General features: G+C 49.3%; 14 protein-coding genes and 1 pseudogene. 10 read left to right on the top strand and 5 right to left on the bottom strand.

Annotation, left to right across the window (positions count from 1 at the left end; translation table 11 throughout):
- Positions 1-333 precede the first annotated feature (333 nt).
- The 5 genes from pcnB to pgi all read left to right on the top strand — a co-directional run bounded on the left by pcnB (position 334) and on the right by pgi (position 5,869).
- Positions 334-1,788: a polynucleotide adenylyltransferase PcnB gene (pcnB, locus tag ACO6UY_RS10985; protein WP_422449581.1), complete on the top strand. Its 1,455-nt coding sequence runs from the start codon at positions 334-336 to the stop codon at positions 1,786-1,788.
- On the top strand, positions 1,788-2,288 hold the full coding sequence (folK, locus tag ACO6UY_RS10980) for a 2-amino-4-hydroxy-6-hydroxymethyldihydropteridine diphosphokinase (protein ID WP_101747773.1): 501 nt from the start codon (positions 1,788-1,790) through the stop codon (positions 2,286-2,288). The genes pcnB and folK overlap by 1 nt, the downstream gene beginning before the upstream one ends.
- Before the next feature lie 125 nt (positions 2,289-2,413).
- On the top strand, positions 2,414-3,208 hold the full coding sequence (gene panB, locus ACO6UY_RS10975; RefSeq protein ID WP_422449582.1) for a 3-methyl-2-oxobutanoate hydroxymethyltransferase: 795 nt from the start codon (positions 2,414-2,416) through the stop codon (positions 3,206-3,208).
- 16 nt (positions 3,209-3,224) lie between these two features.
- A complete protein-coding gene (panC, locus tag ACO6UY_RS10970; protein WP_422449583.1) occupies positions 3,225-4,076 on the top strand; it encodes a pantoate--beta-alanine ligase in 852 nt (283 codons plus the stop codon).
- Positions 4,077-4,216: 140 nt separating this feature from the next.
- A complete protein-coding gene (gene pgi, locus ACO6UY_RS10965; RefSeq protein WP_422489929.1) occupies positions 4,217-5,869 on the top strand; it encodes a glucose-6-phosphate isomerase in 1,653 nt (550 codons plus the stop codon).
- Between the two features lie 140 nt (positions 5,870-6,009).
- Here the strand turns inward: pgi and ACO6UY_RS10960 are convergent, their stop codons facing one another.
- Positions 6,010-6,561, bottom strand: a complete 552-nt coding sequence (locus ACO6UY_RS10960) for a tetratricopeptide repeat protein (RefSeq protein ID WP_422489935.1) — start codon at positions 6,559-6,561, stop codon at positions 6,010-6,012.
- Positions 6,562-6,744: 183 nt separating this feature from the next.
- Positions 6,745-6,852 (bottom strand): annotated as a pseudogene (locus ACO6UY_RS10955) (RING finger domain-containing protein); the annotation flags it as partial.
- A 391-nt stretch (positions 6,853-7,243) separates the two neighbouring features.
- On the opposite strand from ACO6UY_RS10955, the gene add reads away from it, so the two are divergent.
- The 3 genes from add (at position 7,244) to ACO6UY_RS10940 (ending at position 11,712) form a co-directional block, all read left to right on the top strand.
- Positions 7,244-8,419: an adenosine deaminase gene (gene add / locus ACO6UY_RS10950; protein ID WP_422489927.1), complete on the top strand. Its 1,176-nt coding sequence runs from the start codon at positions 7,244-7,246 to the stop codon at positions 8,417-8,419.
- Positions 8,420-8,710: 291 nt separating this feature from the next.
- Positions 8,711-9,079 carry a helix-turn-helix domain-containing protein gene (locus ACO6UY_RS10945; RefSeq protein WP_422462305.1) on the top strand — a complete coding sequence of 123 codons (369 nt, stop codon included), beginning with the start codon at positions 8,711-8,713 and terminating at the stop codon, positions 9,077-9,079.
- 308 nt (positions 9,080-9,387) lie between these two features.
- The gene (locus ACO6UY_RS10940; RefSeq protein ID WP_422489925.1) at positions 9,388-11,712 is read left to right on the top strand and encodes a hypothetical protein; all 2,325 of its coding nucleotides are present in this window, start codon (positions 9,388-9,390) and stop codon (positions 11,710-11,712) included.
- A 56-nt stretch (positions 11,713-11,768) separates the two neighbouring features.
- Here ACO6UY_RS10940 and yciH read toward each other — a convergent pair whose 3' ends face one another.
- The 3 genes from yciH to mutM all read right to left on the bottom strand — a co-directional run bounded on the left by yciH (position 11,769) and on the right by mutM (position 14,878).
- A complete protein-coding gene (gene yciH, locus ACO6UY_RS10935; protein WP_269672497.1) occupies positions 11,769-12,104 on the bottom strand; it encodes a stress response translation initiation inhibitor YciH in 336 nt (111 codons plus the stop codon).
- 107 nt (positions 12,105-12,211) lie between these two features.
- Positions 12,212-13,906, bottom strand: coding sequence for a hypothetical protein (locus ACO6UY_RS10930; RefSeq protein ID WP_422449588.1), 1,695 nt, complete (start codon positions 13,904-13,906; stop codon positions 12,212-12,214).
- Positions 13,907-14,062: 156 nt separating this feature from the next.
- The gene (gene mutM, locus ACO6UY_RS10925; RefSeq protein ID WP_422450533.1) at positions 14,063-14,878 is read right to left on the bottom strand and encodes a bifunctional DNA-formamidopyrimidine glycosylase/DNA-(apurinic or apyrimidinic site) lyase; all 816 of its coding nucleotides are present in this window, start codon (positions 14,876-14,878) and stop codon (positions 14,063-14,065) included.
- A 191-nt stretch (positions 14,879-15,069) separates the two neighbouring features.
- Here mutM and ACO6UY_RS10920 point away from each other — a divergent pair, with 191 nt between their 5' ends.
- Together ACO6UY_RS10920 and ACO6UY_RS10915 are read left to right on the top strand one after the other, a co-directional pair.
- Positions 15,070-17,889, top strand: a complete 2,820-nt coding sequence (locus ACO6UY_RS10920) for a DUF1601 domain-containing protein (protein WP_422449589.1) — start codon at positions 15,070-15,072, stop codon at positions 17,887-17,889.
- Between the two features lie 94 nt (positions 17,890-17,983).
- Positions 17,984-20,854, top strand: coding sequence for a DUF1601 domain-containing protein (locus tag ACO6UY_RS10915; protein WP_422449590.1), 2,871 nt, complete (start codon positions 17,984-17,986; stop codon positions 20,852-20,854).
- The last annotated feature ends 20 nt before the right edge of the window (positions 20,855-20,874 follow it).

Here is a 20,874-nt window from a genome sequence, read left to right as displayed (position 1 = left end):
ATTTCTGGCCGGAGATGTTCTGGTCAGCACTCCGGTGGCAACTGGTACTGAATTTTCAGTTCAGGATTTTTTCGGGTTGCCGACTGTGAAATTTCTGAATCACGGTAACTTTTTTATTGATAAAAACCGACAACAGTTGTCACTGGTGTCAAGACAAATGGAGTGAAAACAGCGGCGGTGCTATGATAAGCGCTGATCCTTACGGACCTACCCTTCAGGTCAAGTTGATCAGGCAGGTCAAAGCCACAAACAACCACGGTAAGCCACTTTATCCATGCAATTTTTTTCACAACTTAAACAAATCCTGCAAACCCTATGATGCCAGGTACCGGAATGTACAGTTTTATAACAGCAATGGCTGTCCTGGTGCTTGGAGGCACACTTATTTTCTGGCTCATGCGTAACAGAAATCGGTCAAAACGCCACCGGCCCACATTTGATGTAACGGGCGACCCGCAGAAAACCGTTATCCCCCGGGATAAACATCCGGTTTCCCGTCGCTACATCAATGACAATGCGCTCAAAGTTATTAACCGGTTAACCAGCCAGGGCTATGAAGCTTATCTGGTGGGGGGGTGTATCCGTGATCTCTATCTTGATCTTCACCCCAAGGACTTTGATGTCGCGACCAATGCCAGTCCTGAAGACGTCCGCAGGCTGTTTCGTAATTCCAGACTGATTGGCCGACGTTTCAAACTGGTTCATGTGCTCTTCGGTCGTGAAATGATTGAAGTAGCCACCTTCCGTGCCACCCATGAACAGCACCATGGTCAGGAAAAGTCCCGGCACTCGGAATCCGGAAGAATTCTCCGGGATAATGTTTATGGCACCATGGAAGACGATGCCATGCGCCGGGATTTTACCGTTAATGCCCTTTACTACGATGGGCGTGACTTCAGTGTGGTGGATTTCTGCAACGGGGTTGATGACATTCGCACCGGTACCCTGCGACTGATTGGCGACCCGGTTACCCGTTACCATGAAGACCCGGTTCGCATGCTCAGGGCCATTCGGTTTGCGGCTAAACTCAACTTCACGATGGCACCGGAAACCGAGCAACCCATTCGGGATCTTGGGCAGTTGTTGCACGATATTCCAGCTGCACGATTGTTTGATGAGGTTCTGAAGCTGCTGCAGTCCGGTCAGGGTGTACGTACGTTTGAATTACTGCAGGAATACCAGTTGTTTGATCCACTGTTTCCAGGAACAGCGCATTGCTTGCACGAACAGGACAGACTTGCCGGTCACCTGATCATTGAAGCATTGGACAGTACCGACAAGCGAGTCAGACAAAATCGTCCTGTGACACCAGCGTTCCTGTTCGCCGCACTTTTATGGGCACCTATGAGGCGAATGGCCAGAGAGCTTATGGACCAGGGTATTCCGCCTGTTCCGGCATTCCAGCAGGCTTCCATGACGGTGATCACGAACCAGTGTCATCACACCGCGATTCCCCGCCGGTTCTCCATGGTGGTTCGTGATATCTGGGATCTGCAGATTCGACTGGAACGCAGACAGCCCAAACTGATTGAAACCTTGCTGGAGCACCCCAAATTTCGTGCGGCCTATGACTTCCTGATACTCCGGGAGCAAGCCGGTGAAAACCTGTCGGCGTCCGGTCAATGGTGGACAGAAATACAGGAACTGGATGAACATGGCCGTCATGCCATGATCCGGTCGCTTACCAGCCATGGCGGGCAGAAAAAGCAGGGCAATAAACGCAGACGGCGCAGGCGCAAGCCTCGCAGTGGTGATGCCTCGTCAGCACATCAGTCCGGAGAGTCCTGATGGCAGAAACCGCTTATGTGGCACTGGGTAGTAACCTTGAGCAACCAGACCTTCAATTGCAGCGTGCCGTGGATGACATTGACAGTATGCCTCAAATAACGGTTGCTGCCTGTTCCAGGCTCTACCGAAGTGACCCGGTTGGCCCCCCCGGCCAGCCCGATTACTGCAATGCGGTGGTGGCTGTGAATACCACATTGGCACCGCTCAGGCTGCTGGATGCCCTGCAGTCGATAGAAAACGCCCATGGTCGTGTGCGCTCGGTACGCTGGGGACCGAGGACTCTGGATCTGGATATCATTCTGTTTGGCAACCGGTGCATTGAGTCAGAACGACTGACCGTTCCTCACTATCAGATGCAGGTTCGCAATTTTGTGCTGTGCCCTCTGCTGGATGTTGCACCGGATCTTGAACTTCCGGATGGTACTCTATTGCAGGCAATGGTGGATGAACTAGGGTACCAGGGGCTGAATGTTATTGCTGACCGTTATCCATGGTTTTAACAGTCTGACTTTGCAAACCCGCACTCTGGAAACAGGGCGGCCTGACCGTTGCGCCAAGCCCTTAACTGACAAGCATTCACACTTCTCGTATAATCCGCGACAGCAATTAATCAAGGTCTTTACCCATGGCTAAAGTCACCCTAAGTATCCTGTCCGAGATGAAAAAAACGGGTGAGAAATTCACCTGCCTGACGGCCTACGATTCCACCCAGGCTCACCTGGCCAGCAGTCAGGGCGTGGCAGTGATACTGGTTGGTGACTCCCTTGGCAATGTCTGTCAGGGACAAACCAGCACGGTTCCTGTTACTGTGGACGACATGTGTTATCACACCCGCTGTGTCAGTAGCAAAGCGGGCGACTCCCTGTTAATGGCCGATCTGCCGTTCGCTTCCTACACCAATGAGCAACAGGCGCTGGCCAACGCAACCCGCCTTATGCAGGCGGGTGCTGAAATGGTCAAGCTGGAAGGTGAGGCCTGGCTGGCACCCATTGTTACCCGCCTGCGTGAGCAGGGTATCCCTTCCTGCGTCCACCTTGGTCTGACACCACAGTCAGTGCATGTTCTGGGTGGCTACAAAGTTCAGGGTCGCGATGAAGCCCGCGCCAATGCCATGATTGCAGCCGCCATCGGGTTGGAAAAGGCCGGTGCCGCCATTCTGGTGCTGGAGTGCGTACCTTCGGTGCTGGCCCGGGAAATCACCCGTGCCGTTCAGATTCCGGTGATTGGTATTGGTGCCGGTGCTGACACGGACGGCCAGGTGCTGGTGATATACGACATGCTGAATATGACCGCCGGACGCAAACCCAAATTCGTGAAAAACTTTATGGCTGAAGGTGGTTCTGCCCAGGATGCTGTCGCTGCCTACGTTAAAGACGTCAAGAACGGCACATTCCCGGGTCCGGAACACGGATTCGACTAAACGGAAAGTATCCATCATGCAAACTGTACACTCTATTGCTGAAGTTCAGGGTATCGTTGGCACCCGTAAATCGGCCGGGCTGCGCATTGGCTTTGTACCGACCATGGGTAACCTGCACGGTGGGCACCTGACCCTGGTGGAAAAAGCCAAAGAAAGCTGCGACTTTGTGGTGGTGAGTATCTATGTAAACCCCTTGCAGTTTGGCCCCAACGAGGACTATGACTCCTATCCACGAACCATGGAGCAGGACCAGCAGCTGCTGATGGATCACGGTGTTGATTTGCTCTATGCCGCCAGCACCCATGAAATCTATCCGGAAGGCAGCGAAAACCATACCCATGTGAGTGTCGATGTGCTGGATGGTATGCACTGCGGGAATACCCGGCCCGGTTTCTTCCGGGGCATTGCCACGGTGGTCACCAAGCTGTTCAACATTGTGCGCCCGGATATCGCGGTATTTGGCGAGAAAGATTTCCAGCAGCTGACCATCATTCGCAAAATGGTGCAAGATATGGTGATGCCGGTTGAGATTCTCGGTGCCTCAATCGCCCGTGAGCCAACCGGCCTGGCCATGAGTTCACGCAATGGCTATCTGACCCCACAAGAGCGCGGAGAGATAGCACCCGCTCTTTATCGCTGCCTGACGCAAGCCAGAGACGCGATTCAGGCGGGCGAAACCGACTTTGACCTGCTGCGCAGAAATGCGTTTGCCCACATGGCCCAGGCCGGGTTCAAGCCGGATTACTTTAATATCTGCAATCCACAAACCCTGCTGCCCGCAACGCATAATGAGCAGTCACTGGTCATTCTTGCTGCTGGCTATTTAGGCAAAGCCCGATTGATTGATAATATTCACTTTACCCGGTAATGCTGTCGCCCACTGGATTCAGACGTCTGAATCCAGTGCTAATGGTTTTCCCGCTATCAATAAGTAAGGTATATTCCCCACCTCACTTATCCAATCTATCTGCCACCCTTATTTCCATCCTTATCTAATGAGGCAAGACAGTGATTAACTCAACTGCTCTGGATCATCTGCCCGCATCCAAAGACCTGACGGCTCTGCAACAACATCTGGCCAATACCCATCTGCGCAGCCTGTTTGCTGAAGATCCAAACCGGTTTGACCGCTACAGCCTTGAAGCTGCTGGCCTGTTTCTTGATTACTCAAAGCACCTGATTAACGACGATGTAATGACATCCCTGGTAACGCTGGCGGAGCAGGCCAATCTGGCACAAGCCCGTGACGCCATGTTTGCCGGTGACAAGATCAACTACACGGAAAAGCGTGCGGTACTCCATACGGCACTGAGAAGCTTTGGTGATGCTCCGGTGATGGTGGGTGGTGAAGACATCATGCCCGGGATCTGCGAAACCCGTGCCCGTATGAAGGCCATGACTGAACAGGTTCACTCCGGACAGTGGCTTGGCCATACCGGCAAGCCCATCAAACATATCGTGAATATTGGTATCGGTGGTTCTTACCTGGGGCTCAAAACTGCTATTAATGCTATGACCCCTTACCACGTTAAGGGTTTTGAACATCACTTTGTGGCGAATATTGACCCTAACGAGTTGTCTGAAGTTCTGGGTAAAATTGATCCGGAAACCACGCTGTTTATCGTTGCCTCCAAGTCCTTTGGTACCCTGGAAACCCTGCAAAATGCCCAGGCGGCCAGAGCCTGGATGATTGCCCAGGGCTGTGCCGAGCAGGATATCCGTAAGCACTTTATGGCCATCTCCACCAACCTGAAAGCCATTGACCAGTTTGGTATCGCCCAGGAAAACACCCTGCCGCTGTGGGACTGGGTTGGCGGTCGCTACTCCCTCTGGTCCAGCATCGGCCTGTTGATTTCCATGGTGGTCGGCTACGACAACTTCGAGCGACTGCTAAAAGGCGCCCAAGCCATGGACCAGCACTTCTGCACAGCTCCTCTGGCAGAAAATATGCCGGTGATTGCCGGTCTGCTGGGCGTCTGGTATCAGAACTTTATGGGTGCTGAATCCCATGCTGTTATCTCCTATGACTACTTCCTGCGTGATCTGCCGGGCCACCTGCAGCAGGTGGATATGGAAAGTAACGGCAAGCGTACCCGTGAAGACGGCAGCACAGTTGCCTACCACACCGGATCAGTCATCTGGGGCGGAACCGGTACTAATGACCAACACGCCTACCACCAGCTGCTGCACCAGGGCACACGGTTAATTCCCGTGGACTTTATCGCTCCGGCCACCACTCATAACCCGATTGGCGAACAACATCCCTGGCTGTTTACCAATGCGCTGGCCCAGAGTCAGGCCATGATGCAGGGCAAAACACTGGAAGAAGTGCGGGATGAACTCACCGCTTCTGGTATGGATGCTGACCAGGTGGAACGTCTGGCTGCTCACAAGGTGATTCCGGGCAATCGTCCGAACAGTATGATTGTTCCTGAAAAGATCACACCGGAAACCACCGGTGCATTGATTGCCATGTATGAGCATAAAGTCTTTGTCCAGGGCACTATCTGGCAAATTAACCCCTTCGACCAATGGGGCGTTGAGCTGGGTAAAGTACTGGGTGATCGTCTGATTGAGAAAATTCGCGCCAAAGAGGAAACCACCGACCAGGACAGCTCAACCAATGGTTTGATCAGGCGTTTTAAGCAGTTTAATCGCTAATACCAATCAACCTTTGCCGTGAAAAATATTTTGCTTAACCATTTTTCATCCCTGAGAGTGGCGCAAAATATTTTCACACGCCATGATCAGTAGCTTTTCGGTATCAGGCCAGTGCCTCGGAGTAGTTTCTGCTGAACCCCTTAAGACCCTTTCGCTGCATCCATCTTGGCGAGTGCTTTTTGCGCAAGGTCGAGTCCCTGGTCGACGGCCTTGCTAAGCCAGGTCCTGGCTTCTGCGTCATTCTGCGCTACCCCCAGACCATCCAGGAACATACGGCCCAGATTGTATTGCGCCATAGCGACTCCCTGATCGGCGGCCTTGCGGAACCAAGTCAGAGCTTCTGCTTTGTTCTGTTCTACCCCCTGACCCTCAAAGCACATACAGCCCAGATTAAATTGCGCGTAAGCGTACCCTTGGGCAGCAGCCTTGTGGAACCAGGACAGGGCCACGGCGTAGTTCTGCTGCACCCCGAGACCTTGAGTATGCATACAGCCCAGAGAATTTTCCGCACCGGCAAATCCCTGAACGGCGGCCTTGCTGTATAGGGTGAGAGCTTCAGCGTAATTTTTCTCCCCCCCAAGACCGTGATGGTACATACGGCCCAGTTGAAATAGCGCTACTTTATCATTTGTGGTCCATCCCGCTCTGAGCAACTCCGCTGCTATTTGCCAATGCTCCAAATTTGCCGACAAGGCTAAAGGGTCATGCCTATCCGGTATCGAGGGCTGTTCAGGTTTATACCCGGCTGACAGAACTTTCCTCAGATCATTAATTTGATTCATCTCTATTGATTTGAACAGCTTATTTCGCAAATTTACGATGCAGGACAGTGCGGGAGTACTGTCCGTTATCAAACTTTTGTCCAATGGGCAAAGTGGTTTCTTTTGTACCCATTTGCTTATACATGGGTGGTGAAATTCATGTCCGCACGGTTGCAGCTTAACAATCGTGTTTTTTCTCCAAACTCTTCGCACAAAGGCCATTGAAGTTCGAGAAAGCTTTGTGCCTGGACTTCCTTTGATATTTTCTTGGCAGATTGCACAAAATTCAGTAACCACGTTCATAATGATTTGAGCCGGAGTAAGTTTGATTGAGGTCTTTTGCTAACAGCAAAATAACAAAAGTACCAACAGCCTGTTTTTTTGGGGCAGCAGGTGATGGAAACTACATATAGGTATATTGAAGTTATAAAATGGCATTTTATAATTCCTTAGAGTTTAAAACGAACAAAAAGTTCCTGAGTCCCAGTGATAAATGCATTTATGATACGAATTCAGGCATAACCCATGATTTTCCTTACCTCTAAAAAAGAAAGAATAATGACATGGCAGGAATTGAACCAGGGTAGTCACTTCAAACTTTTACAAACCCGCAATGGCCAAGGCTATTTTTAGTCGTAATGAAGATGCGTTAAGACTACTGTTCGCACACATCGGAGGTATTCCGGATTTTGTAAAAAATGCAGAACTTTGTTCTGATTTTTTAAAACAAAAATGCTGTATCCTAGTCTATTCACCCTTTGATCCCGGAAATAAGTACAACGCCATGATTACACCAGCAATCCCCCTGACCGATATCCACCGCCATCTGGATGGCAATATCCGACCGGCAACCATTCTGGATCTGGGCAGGAAGAATAATCTTCAGCTTCCGGCAGACAACCTGAAAGACCTGATTCCCCACGTCCGGGTCATCAGCCAGGAACCGGACCTGGTCAGTTTTTTAAGCAAGCTGGACTGGGGCGTTAAGGTCCTTGCAGACTACGATGATTGCCGCCGGATAGCGTATGAAAATGTCGAAGATGCCATGAACGCCCGCATTGATTATACCGAGCTGCGCTTCAGTCCGGGGTACATGGCGATGACCCACGGCCTTGACCCCGAAGGTGTTGTTGAAGCGGTGATTGACGGCGTGACTGCCGGTAGCCGTGACTTCGGTGTGGCAACCAACCTGATCGGTATTTTGAGCCGTACCTTTGGCCAGGAAGCCTGCCAGAAAGAGCTGGATGCCTGCCTTGCAAGCAAAGACAAGCTGGTTGCGATTGATCTTGCCGGTGATGAGCTGGGTAAACCCGGAGCGCTGTTTGTTGACCATTTCCGCCAGGTTCGCGATGCTGGCCTGCACATCACCATTCATGCCGGAGAAGCCGCTGGCCCGGAAAGCATGTGGCAGGCCATCAGGGAATTGGGTGCTACCCGCATAGGTCATGGGGTAAAAGCCATCTATGATCCTGAGCTGATGGATTATCTGGCAGAACATAAGATCGGTATTGAGTCCTGTCTGACCTCCAATATCCAGACCAATACCTTCCCCGATATTCAGAGCCATCCACTCAAGCAGTTTCTCGATCATGGCATTTTGGCCACTATCAACACGGACGATCCGGCGGTGGAGGGCATTGAACTGCCCCATGAATATGAGGTGGCGGCACCTGCTGCCGGGCTGACCCGGGATGATATCCGCCAGGCACAGGAAAACGGTTTAAGTATTGCTTTTTTGTCTGAAGAGGAAAAAGTTGCTTTGCAAGCCAAAGCAAAGAACCGTACCTGAAAGCTGTGTTATGTTCACCCACGTAGGCCGCATTGTGCAACTTGTTCTTTGATACTGTTCTTTATCTTGTTTGTATCGAGATTTCGATATTGAAATGAGTCTGTTTTGATAGGGTATATCGAAACATTCTTGCATTATCCCGATGGCTGTCTATGTTTCTGACACGCAAGAAAAAACCCGACTCAAACGGAGCAGCAACTCCTCGTCGGGTTTTCCTGTATAGCAATGAGCTACTGCTCAGGAGGCAGTATAGCAATGATTTCGTTTGCGTACACAATCGGGGTAATGAAAATGGTTCGTGTGCAAATAAATACCAAAGGACTCGGCAACCTCAATTCGACACAGAAATTTTTGCTGGTTGTACTGGCGACTTTTGCAAATTCAGACGGTGAATGTTGGCCAAGTCAGGGGGTGCTGTCAGAAATAGTTGGGGCCAGTCAGCCTACAGTCAGTGCGGGTTTAAAGAAATTGGAACAGGAACGGCTGATCGAAAGCTGTCACCGTAAAACCAAAAACGGGGGTAACGCCAGTAAAATTTACCGGATGCTGTTTGAGCCGTTTGTGTTCAAGCGTATCAGGGAAGAACAATACAATTGCTTCGGCCAGCGGATCGACGATCCTCGCATGACCGACACTTCATGGGCGGATGGTTTCGAGTAAACCCGCCGTCAAGGCAAACTCCCCGTTTAAACCCCACGACTCCGTGCAGAAACAGGTTGCGCTGCATCCAGCAGGCTCCTGCTACCTCTTTAAGCAGGCATCCAGTCTGACACAGGATGTCCCTTTCCGACGAGCCGTTATCCAGCATCCAGCTACGCTGCCGAGTAATTATCAGTAATTAGCCATGAGTGGCTCCGGGTAAGCAGCGTACCACTGCAAACAGAATAAAGATGATAACAAAGGCCAGAAAACGGCATTTTCTGGCACACAGAGGTTAAACGCCTGAAGGCAAGGAAAGGACAACGGTCATGGATTCTGAGCAAATACAAAAAGATTCAAGTAGTGAAGCGCTTGTCACTATTAATGGCCCATTCCATGCTGAGGGTAAGGCTCCGTCTGAGCAGATTACCGATCACCGCAAACTTAAAGGGCAGGTTGTGGCAGAGCCTGCTGATAACGGGGGGCTGCAAGAGTATCCCGCTGAGCCGTGGGAACAGGATTCCAGAACCATAGAGCAGAAGCTTTTGTCTGACATCAGTGCACTGTCTGCGGCTGCAATCAGTGATAAGAGTGAACTCAGGAAAAAACTGTCAGAACTCTACAAAAAGGCTCATGAGCTGATGACCTGCTACAACCAGAGAATCCAGAGCCTGTTGATGGATGATCGTTTTTTATATCGGCACTCTTCTGAAATCTCAGCGTTCATGATTCGGGGATTAATGCCGCCACTGGAAAAGATAAAAAATCTGGAAAAAGCGCTCGCATCAACGCGGAAAAAATCAGAAGAAGAACCCATTGAGCAACTGCTGCCGTCGGCGGTGGATGAATTGGCAAAAGTTGAGAGTGTTTTTAAAGAGGCCAAAAGTCGGCTAACCAGATATACCAAACCCTTAAAGCCGGCACAGATACTTCAGAAACAGTTAAGTCAACGCCTGGAACGGGAAGCGTCGGAGCTAAAGCAGCAAGTGCAGAACCCCGGTGTTACAGCCTCTTTGCATAATATGGCCAGCACCTCTGCTAAACCGATATCCACCATTAAGGTTGAACCTGCCCATGCTGCACCCTTGCCACATTCTCAAAGCCAGAAGCCGACATATTCAGCGGAAGATCTGGTATCACAGCCGCTAAAAGCACTGGCAATAACACTCGATACTGACGGCCTTGAAACCAGCAAAAGAGCCAGCCAGTCTGTTATCCGTTACGTGGCGTCGGAATATCAGCACTATGCTCCTCTCAGCCCCTTCCTGTCAGCGGCCGGACAGAAGAGTGAACGGTTGTCAATGAACCCTGATAAGGCCTGTAAAGCATGCCAGGATGCCCTTGCGCTGCTGGACAGTGTTTCATCCACTAACGAGCCGGAGCTTTCCCTGGAGGCGTTGACTCAAATCGACAAGGCCATTGGCAAACTGGCTTCTTTCGATAAAAAGTTGCCTGGTGAAGTCTGGCAGCTATTAACAGAGCTGACACCTGACCGGGGCAACAGTCGATACCATTTGTTAAACCTGTTGTGTCGTAAGCTGCTTTTGGATGGCCCCACACCGTTAACACAAAAAACGGTACTGAATAAATTTAAAGACGTTGGACAGCTGCTATGCCAGTCTGGAGAAAATGCTGAAGATCAGGCGTTTGATCAGCAGTTTATCAATGTCTATGGTCCGATATTTACCTCGCCAACCCACCTGAAAAAAACACTCAATGTGGTGAATAAACCCCATGAGACTCAGGCACTGTTGCAGATGTTTGCCCGCCAGAAAGCCGATGAACAGGCTCGCCAGGCAGAGATGATTGAGGCGTTCAAAGTGATTGGCGATGAACAGAAGCTGGCGTGCCTGATGTCGGGAGCGGCTGCTTTTGACTGTCTGATAACCACAATACCGGAACAGCTGACGTCGGAAATCAATGGTTATCGCCCGGCTGAAACCAGCCAGACGCATAAGCAGTTAAACGACGCCGTACTTACAAAGTATTCGGATTATTACAAGACCACAGGGTTAATCCGGAAGCAGGCAGAAAACAACAACAGCGAGTACGAAAACAGCCAGTCTGAACACTCGACGATTCTCTCCCAGCTCAGCAGACAACTGACGGAAACACTGGCTTGCAAAGATAACCGGCAGGAAGCGCTACTGAACAACATAGATACCGAACTACAGAAAATCACCGATCATTCGCTGGTAAACGCACAGGCAAAGCAAGCTATTGCCGGGTGCCGGACACACATTCAGGAAGTAATTACGGAGAAGTCTCTTACCAACGACCAGGCCAGTAAGATCATCGCACTGTTTCTTGAAGTCCGGACCTGTATAGAGCAGCCCGATGCAGCTCAGACCGGGATCAGTAACGCTGATATTCCGCAAGCGCTTGTGCAGGCGATGGCATCGCTGGAAAGCGGCACCTCGGCAAAATGGTACAACCAGCTGTTCACCGGTCAACTGCAGGAACAAAGAACGAAAACGCTGGGAATTGTGCGTAACATTCTGGATGCCTGTCAGCAAACACGTGCAGCAACCATGTCAGTGGCCAGTTTTATTGAGATATCCGCCCTGGAGATGACCAGGGATAATGACGATCCACTGATCAAGCAACTGGGCACAGAGCTGCAGGCTTATGCTGACCGGCTGAAAACCGTTTGATTCCGTTCAGCCTTTACCACCACCGGCTGGCTTATTCTGTAGCCGACCGGTGTCTGTTACCCGCCGGATCTCTTGGCATCAAAACCCGCTTTTTTCAAATGTTCAACCATGATATCAACATGGTCTCCCTGAAGTTCAATATTACCCTCTTTAACCGCACCCCCGCCGCCACAGCGTTTCTTTAACTGCTTGGCAAACGCTTTCAGTTCATTACCTGACAGTGGCAGCCCGCTGATGACGGTGACCAGTTTACCGCCTCGCCCTTTTTTCTCCGGGCGGACCCGCACGTTGCCATCGCCCACCACTTCCGGTTGGGCGGCTTCTTCCTTGATTCGACCAACATCGGTGGAATAGACCAGTTTACTGTCCGAGCTACGTTGATAGTTGCTCATTGCTAACCTCTGGGTTCAGAAAATGATCTTTTTAACAAAAAAACAGTATCAGGTCTTGAAGAAAAAGCTGCCCCACAGTTCTTATCATTGTGCAGAGTAACCGATAATCAGGATGGTAAATGACAGTGAAGTACGTGGTCAGTGTCAGTCAACCAGCCGGTTACGCAGCAGTTTGGTATTCGAAAAGTATTCCTTGTTTGCCATAAATAAGACGTTTCATCATTAGCCAGGGATGCAGAGGTTAGCCGACAGGGTACAAACTCACCTAACAGGGGGCTTTGCAAAGTTTGAGCAGGGTTGTCTGAAACAGAAGGATCCTGGCTATTGCAAGTTTCCAGGTAGGTGGTTAACAGCTCTTCGACTTTATCATGAACCGGGTTTATGGCTGCCAGAAGTTCAGAACGGGAAATCATTATATCAACAATTAATTTATTGTCGTCTGACCTGTTCCAGAAATAGTGCTGAAAATCGGCAAAAAAATCATCAAAGTCTGCTGTCTTGACGGAACTGTCAAAAAAATTATCCAGAAAAAATTGCCCGGAATAACTTTCGCTTAATTTAACCAGCTCTTGCTCAACCCTATCAAGCTCAGGCATATCTTCGGCTCCAGCCATACGCTTTCGGTCTTTCAGTCGTTTCATTATTGTTGAAAAAGCGTTTGCCTTCTCGTAATTAGTGATTACATCAATAAATTCACTTATTTCTTTTTTAATGACATCCGCTTTTAATGCCTCAGTAATTACCTTTATTTTTTTTCTGATCTCATCTTTGTCATCTTTATTTTCTACCTGCAATTGAAACTGGTTTAAAAGCGTTATGAATCGGTCTGTTTCCAGCTGAAGCTTCACCAATAAGGCATTGAAGTGTTCAAGATATATCACCTGTTGAACCTGTTGGGCGAAGTCCAAAATACCAATATCATTTTTCTCAACCCTGTGTCTGATCCCTTTCTTCAGTGTGTCGATTATGATCAAAAACACTTCGCGTTGTGCGGCCTGGCTGTCCATTACAGGGAGTTCATGATTTTTGTCAGTCACCAGCACTGCTTGTGTGCAACCGGGGTCTAGATGCGGGACAAAACCACCCCCTATGACCATTTGGAATGTTGCTCCGGTGACATCTTCACCAGACTCAGTGGTCAACACTGGATATTGGTATTTTTTTCTCTCTATGCAGGGCGGACAATTATACAACTCTTGATGCCTGACCTTTGGTGTAGACCAGCAGTCATGCCATCGTTTAATTGACATATAGTGGTGCTCATAGTCACTCGCGAGATATCCAGACAAACCATAGTGACAGTTTACGACTCCTTCGACTCCTTCGACTCCTTCTTTGTGCAACCCGATGCCCGCTTCAGCCATGTTTGCCGGAGACAAATGCCCTTTAAATGTACTGTCCCTTAACTGACCGTTGTCTGTGTAGTAGCTTTTTTCAAGCATGGATTTTACGGCATGAAAATCTTCACGTTGAACTGGAGTCAAGGCGTATATCCTTTTCTCTTGTAATTTTTTGACAATCCAATGAAAGTCAGGGGTTCGCCACTCATCGTTAACCACTATATAGCGGCTGGAAAAATCCATTTCTACCAGGCAACTGCTTGACCTGCACGAGTCAGCCAGGATGGGATGCTGGCAGGATACAGCCTGTACAACCCGTTGAGTTTTGGCAAAGTAGGCTCTACGGCCATAGCCCGTAGAATATATGTCCAGCTTGATGACATTACCAAACCCTTCGTAAGGTTTGTCTACCTGATACCGATTCCCCCGGGGATGATATTTGCCGTTAATTGTAAGATTCATCTATTTTCCATGACCCCGTCCTGGCAGCGACTTGAAATGACCTGTTTTCACTGGTTTGAGATGATATGCAAACAGTGAAGAATCTGACCATTTAAGCCCGTGACAAGTTCCTGATTTTTTTGCACGCAATAGTCGTTAACCTAATACTGTCGTTCATCACCGCTGGCAATGAGCACAATAACAGCTGCTCCGGTTCCCCAGTTTTATTGCCTTAATGGTTTTGCCGCACTTTATGCACGGCTGGCCTGCCCGGCCATAAACCGCCAGCTCCTGTTTAAAGTAACCGGGTTTGCCATCTCCCCCGACAAAATCACGCAAGGTGGTGCCGCCTTGTTCAATGGCTTTGGCCAGAGTCTCTTTGATGGCATCGACTAACCGTTCATAGCGGTTCAGAGAGATTTTGCCACAGGCCCGGTCAGGCCTTATCCCGGCTTTGAACAACGCTTCACTGGCATAAATATTACCGACACCGACCACTACTTTATTGTCCATGATAAACGTCTTGGCAGACTGGCTTCTGCCCCGGGACATTTGCCATAGACGCCGGGCCGTGAACTCACTGTCCAGCGGCTCAGGCCCCAAATGCTTGAGCAGCTTATGTTCATGGAGAGGGCGTGCAGACCAGAGAACAGCGCCGAAGCGGCGAGGATCTGTGTATCTTAACCGTTGGCCATCGGTCAGCAGAATATCGATATGGTCGTGTTTTTCCACAGGTGCATTGGTTGTTATCACCCTCAGGCTGCCGGACATCCCCAGGTGCAGAATCAGGTGGCCTGACCCGGTATCCAGCAGCAGATACTTTGCCCTTCTCTTTACCTGCCTGATCGTCTTGCCACTGAGGATTTGATTGATATTGTCAGGCACCGGCCAGCGGAGTCTGGGTTCACGGACGATGACTTCCTGAATGGTGTGACCTTCAATATGAGGCTTAATGCCTCGCCGGGTGGTTTCAACTTCTGGTAGCTCCGGCATGGTTGTCTGCTCCATTGATACGTTCAAACTGCTGCCTGTTGATGCCCTGGGAGGCTGTCCGAGAATCACCGGTCATCAAATCTGTTATCAGTTTTATCATACGCTAACTGGCAACCCTTCTGAATAATGAGCCTTGGACAGAACAGTAGTCTACTTTTTATATTCTTTACGGCTTGAATTCAGGAATAATCATGGATAGAGGTGGTGATGGTATAAGTTGGCAAGACACAACATCAGGTAATGATTATAAACAACCGGATGATCATCCCGGTTTTTCAAGGAGTGGGCGATACCGGCATGGCACAGTCAGGCAGGGGCATGCTTTACCCTACATCCCGAGGCGTAATGAATTTTATAATACTTCTGACGTATGCTCTTCTCACTGTCCACCAAGACACTCAGTAAAACCTGTTCATGAATTAAATGCGCTCATTATACGAGAAAAAATGGATTGGCTGGTGAGGTTATCTGCTCGTTACGGTGAGTACTATGATGGTAAAAAACACAGTCAATTTGCCACTTCAATTAAACAATACACATCAGCTTTGAAACGACCTTTAAATCTTAGTGAACAACGCCAATTGATACCATTGTTGCACGATTTTAAAGCGACACCCGGGTGGGCTTGGCGAGGCCTGACGACAACGCTTCATTCATTGACTACAGCGGGTGTTTTTACCCCTCATAAATACATGGATGAAGGGGTTAAGGAAGCTCAAGTATCTTTATTGTCAACTTTACTTGATACAGTAATACTTAAATGCAACCAAAAAAACGCAGCCAGTGATATTGATGCACAAGGTATCAGCAACCTGCTGTGGACCATGGCGAAACTGGTGGGCAACGGACTGGAGCTGGAGAAGACTGCGAAACTCAAAGAGGCCGTGGTCGCGCTGTTGCCCCATGTGAAAACCATAGCCGAATCAAAAGAAAAGAAAGACCACTTTAACACTCAAGGTACCGCCAACCTGCTGTGGGCCCTGGCGAAACTGGTGGACAACGGGCTTGAGCTTGCGCAGACACCGAAGCTCAAAGAAGCCGTGGCGGCGATGTTGCCCCATGTGAAAACCAAGGCCGAATCAAAAGAAGAGAAAGACCAATTCAAGCCACAGGAAGTCACCAACCTGGTGTGGGCCGTGGCGAAACTGGTGGACAACGGACTGGAGTTGGAGAAGACACCGATATTCAAAAAGGCCTTGGCCGCGCTGCTGCCCCATGTGAAAACCAAAGCCGAATCAAAAGAAAAGAAAAACCACTTTATTCCTCAACATATCGCCAACCTGCTGTGGGCCTTGGCGAAACTGGTGGGCAATGGGCTGGAGCTGGAGAAGACACCGAGGCTCAGAGAGGTCGTGGCTGCGCTGTTGCCCCTTGTGCAAACCAAAGCCGAATCAAAAGAGCAGAAAGACCACTTTATTCCTCAGCATATTGCCAACCTGTTATGGGCCGTGGCGAAACTGGTGGAGCATGGACTGGAGCTGGAGAAGACACCGAAACTCAAAGAGGCCGTGGCCGCGCTGTTGTCCCATGTGAAAAGCAAAGCCAAATCAAAAGAGAAAGACCACTTTATTCCACAGCATATTGCCAACCTGTTATGGGCCGTGGCGAAACTGGTGGAAAATGGACTGGAGCTGGAGAAGACACCGAAAATCGAAGAGGCCTTGGCCGCGCTGATGTCCCATGTGAAAACCAAAGCCGAATCAAAAGAAGAGAAAGACCACTTTAATGCCCAGCATGTCGCCAACCTGCTATGGGCCATGGCGAAACTGGTGGAGAATGGGCTGGAGCTGGAGAAGACAGCGAAGCTCAAAGGGGCCGTGGCCTCGCTGTTGCCCCATGTGAAAAACAAAGCCGAATTAAAACAAGAGAAAGACCGCTTCAACACTCAAACTACCGTCATCCTGCTGTGGGCTGTGGTGAAACTGGTGGACAACGGGCTGGAGCTGGAGAAAACACCGAAGCTCAAAGAGGCCGTGGCCGCGTTGTTGCCCCATGTGACAACCCAGGCCGAATCAACAAAACAGAAAGACCTCTTCATGCCACAGGAAGTCACCAACCTGCTGTGGGCCCTGGCGACACTGATGGACAATGGGCTGGAGCTGGAGATAACACCGAAGCTCAAAGAGGCCGTGGTCGCGCTGTTGCCCCATGTGAAAACCAAAGCCGAATCAAAAGAAGAGAAAGACCAGTTTAATCCTCAGCATATCGCCAACCTGCTGTGGTCCGTGGCAAAACTGGGTGAGGCCATTGAGCTGAACCTGGTTAAATCTACGTTCGATTCTCTTGTCGACCGAATCAGTGAAAGCCCTCAGTTCTCTCAACAAGGTATATTGATGTCTCTCTGGGGAGTCATGGTATTTTGTGCCAGGTTTTATCTTTATGATGGCAATAAAAGCTCACTTGAAAAGCACATAGGTGACCTGTTATCTCGCCTGGAAAATACATTCCCAATAGATACAGAGGATGAATCCATCGTTGGCATGGCTACCAGCTGGCTTGGAAGAGCGTGTCCGGTCGTCCCCCATTACCAGACAAGTATTTCACAATTTCAATCCACCTTTCGCGATCGACTGCAATCAAGCCTTCCGTCTTTGAAGATTGAAGAAGAAAAGAGTTTGAACTCATTACCTCCGGTTGACCTGCTACTGCCAGATTACAACATGGTTATCGACATTCAGGGACCTTCTCATTACGTGAGTGGTGATTTCAAAACCAGAAATGGTTCGACGTTGTTGAAAATTGCCCTGCTGCAGAAATCAGGATTTGAGGTCATTGAAATCCCGGTGAACAAGCTTGTGAACCAGAAGTCAATAAAAACAGTGATTGAGCAAGTAAAGACAAAGTTAGCCGTCCCGCCAGAGGCTCATGGCTCTGTGTCATTTAACAGGGAAGAGGAGTCGGCAGACGAGGCATATTTTACTGCCGAAGAGTATTTGGAAGAGCAAACAGATAAACCAAAAAGAAAAAGGAAGAGAAGAAAAGCCGGTAAAACTTATTTACATAAGCATTAATTAAACCAGAGTTTATAGACACTCAGGCAAGATGAACTATAAACAAGACAGCAGTCTACTTTTTATATTTTCCATGAACGAATGAAATATAAATATGGATAGAGCTGGTGCTGGCATAAGTCAGAAATACACGACATCCGGTAATGATTATAAACAACCGGAGGATCATGTCGGTGCTTCAGGGAGTGCGCGATACAGGCATGGCACAGTCAGGAAGGTGCATATGCCACTACGCTATACCCGGAAGCGTAATGAATTTTATCCTGCTTCTGATGCCTGCTCTGCTAACCATCCACCAGGGCATTCAATAAAACCTGTTCATGGTTTTAATGCTCTCATCACACCAGAAAAAATGGATTGGCTGGCGAGGATATCTGCTCGTTATGGTGACCGCGATGATGGTAGAAATCATGGTCAATTTGCCTGTTCAATCAAACGGTACACATCAGGGGCAAAACGACTATTAAATCATAGTGAACAACGCCAACTGATACCATTGTTGCATGCTTTTAAAGTGACACCCTGGTGGTCCTGGCGAAGTCTGACAACAACGCTGCATTCATTTACTTCAGCGGGTGTTTTTGTTTTTACCCCTCATAAATACATGAATGAGGGGTATGGGGAAACTCAAGCCGCTTTACTGTCAACTTTACTTGATGCATTAATACTTAAGTGCAACCAAAAACCTGAAACCAGGGATATTGATGCACAAGGTATCGCCAACCTGCTGTGGGCCGTGGCAAAACTGGTGGACAATGGGCTGGTGCTGGAGAAGACGCCGAAGCTGAAAGAGGCCGTGGCCGCGCTGTTGCCCCATGTACAAACCAAAGCCGAATCAAAAGTAGGCCACTTCAATCCACAGGAAGTCACCAACCTGCTGTGGGCGGTGGCGAAACTGGTGGGCAATGGGCTTAAGCCGGAGAAGATGCCGAAGCTGAAAGAGGCCATGACCGCGCTGTTGCCCCATGTGAAAACCAAAGCCGAATCAAAAAAAGAGAAAGACTACTTCAAGCCACAGGAAGTCACCAATCTACTGTGGGCCGTGGCGAAACTGGTGGACAATGGGCTGAAGCTGGAGAAGACGCCGAAGCTCAAAGAGACCGTGACCGTGCTGTTGCCACCTGTGAAAACCAAAGCCGAATCAAAAGAAGGGAAAGACCAATTTACTCCTCAGCATATCGCCAACCTGCTGTGGGCCCTGGGGAAACTGGTGGACAACGGGCTGGAACTTGAGAAAACACCGGAGCTCAAAGAAGCCATCGTCGCGCTGCTGCTCTGGGGGAAAACCAAAGCCGAATCAAAAGAAGAAAAAGACCACTTTACTCCTCAGCAAATCACCAACCTGATTTGGGCCTTGGCGAAACTGGTGAGCAACGGGCTGGAGCTGGAGAAGACAGCGATGCTCAAAGAATCCGTGCCCGCGCTGCTGAACCATGTGAAAACCAAAGCCGAATCAAAAGAAGAGAAAAACCATTTTATTCCTCAGCATATCTCCAACCTGCTGTGGTCGGTGGCGAAACTGGTGGACAACGGTCTGAAGCTGGAGAAGACAGTGAAGCTCAGAGAGGCCGTGGCCGTGCTATTACCCCATGTGAAAACCAAAGCCGAATCAAAAGAAGAGAAAGACCACTTTATGCCACAGGAAGCTGCGAACTTGCTGTGGGCCTTGGCGAAACTGGTGGAAAACGGGCTGGAGCTGAAAAAGACCGCGAAGCTTAAAGAGGCCGTGGCCGCGCTGTTGCCCCATGTGAAAACCAAAGCCGAATCAAAAGAAGAGAAAGACCACTTCAAGCTGCAGGAAGTCGCCAACCTGCTGTGGGCCTTGGCGAAACTGGTGGACAACGGGTTGAAGCTGGACAAGATGCCGAAGCTCAAAGAGGCCGTGGTCGCGCTATTGCCCCATGTGAAAACCAAAGCTGAATCAAAAGAAGAGAAAGACTACTTCAACACTCAAGCTGCCGCCAACCTGCTTTGGGCCGTGGCGACACTGGTGGACAACGGGCTGCAGCTGGAGAAGACCACGAAGTTCAAAGAGGTCCTGGCTCCGTTGTTGTACCAGGTGACAACCAAAGCCGAATCAAAAGAAGAGAGAGACCGCTTTACTCCTCAGCATATCACCAACCTGCTGTGGGCTGTGGCGAAACTGGGTGAGGCCATTGAGCTGAGTCTGGTTCAATCTACGTTCAATTCTCTTGTCGACAGAATCAGTAAAAAACCTCAACTCTCTGAGCAAGAGATATCGATGTCTCTTTGGGGAGTCATGGTATTCTGTGCCAGATTTTATCTGGACTCAGGTAGCAATGATAAAAACCCACTTGAAAAGCACATAGGTGAACTTTTTTCTCGCCTGGAAAATACATGTCCGGGCATTATAGAGGTTCAAACCGTCACTGCCATGGCCGCAAGTTGGCTTGGAAAAGCGTGTCCGGTGGTCCCCCATTACCAGATATCCATTTCAGAATCACAATCCACTTTCCGCGATCAACTCCAATCAAGCCTTCCGTCTTTGAAGATTGAGGAAGAAAAGAGTCTGAACTCATTACCTCCGGTTGACCTGCAACTGCCAGATTACAATACGGTGATCGACATTCAGGGACCTTCTCATTACGTGAGTGCTGATTACAAAACCAGGAATGGTTCAACGTTGCTGAAAATCGCCCTGCTGCAAAAATCAGGATTTGAAGTCATTGAAATCCCGTCGAACAAGCTTTGGAAACAGGATTCAATGAAAATAGTTATTGAGCAAATAAAGGCAAGGTTAGCCGTCCTGCCAAAGGCTCATGGCTCTGTGTCACTTAACAGCGGCGAGTGGGTGGCAGACGAGGCATATTTTACTGCCGATGATGGAGGGCAATTTTCAGATGACTGTTATTTTACCGCCGAAGAATATTTAGAAGAGCAAACCAAAAAGCCCAAAAAAAGAAAAAGGAAGAGAAAAAAAACAGTAAAAACTGCTGCCTGCTGATGCCCTAAAATAGTCTACTT

The sequence above is a fragment of the Endozoicomonas sp. ALE010 genome (genome assembly GCF_049310165.1).
Lineage (GTDB): Bacteria > Pseudomonadota > Gammaproteobacteria > Pseudomonadales > Endozoicomonadaceae > Endozoicomonas.
This window is presented reverse-complemented; position numbering and strand designations above follow the sequence as displayed.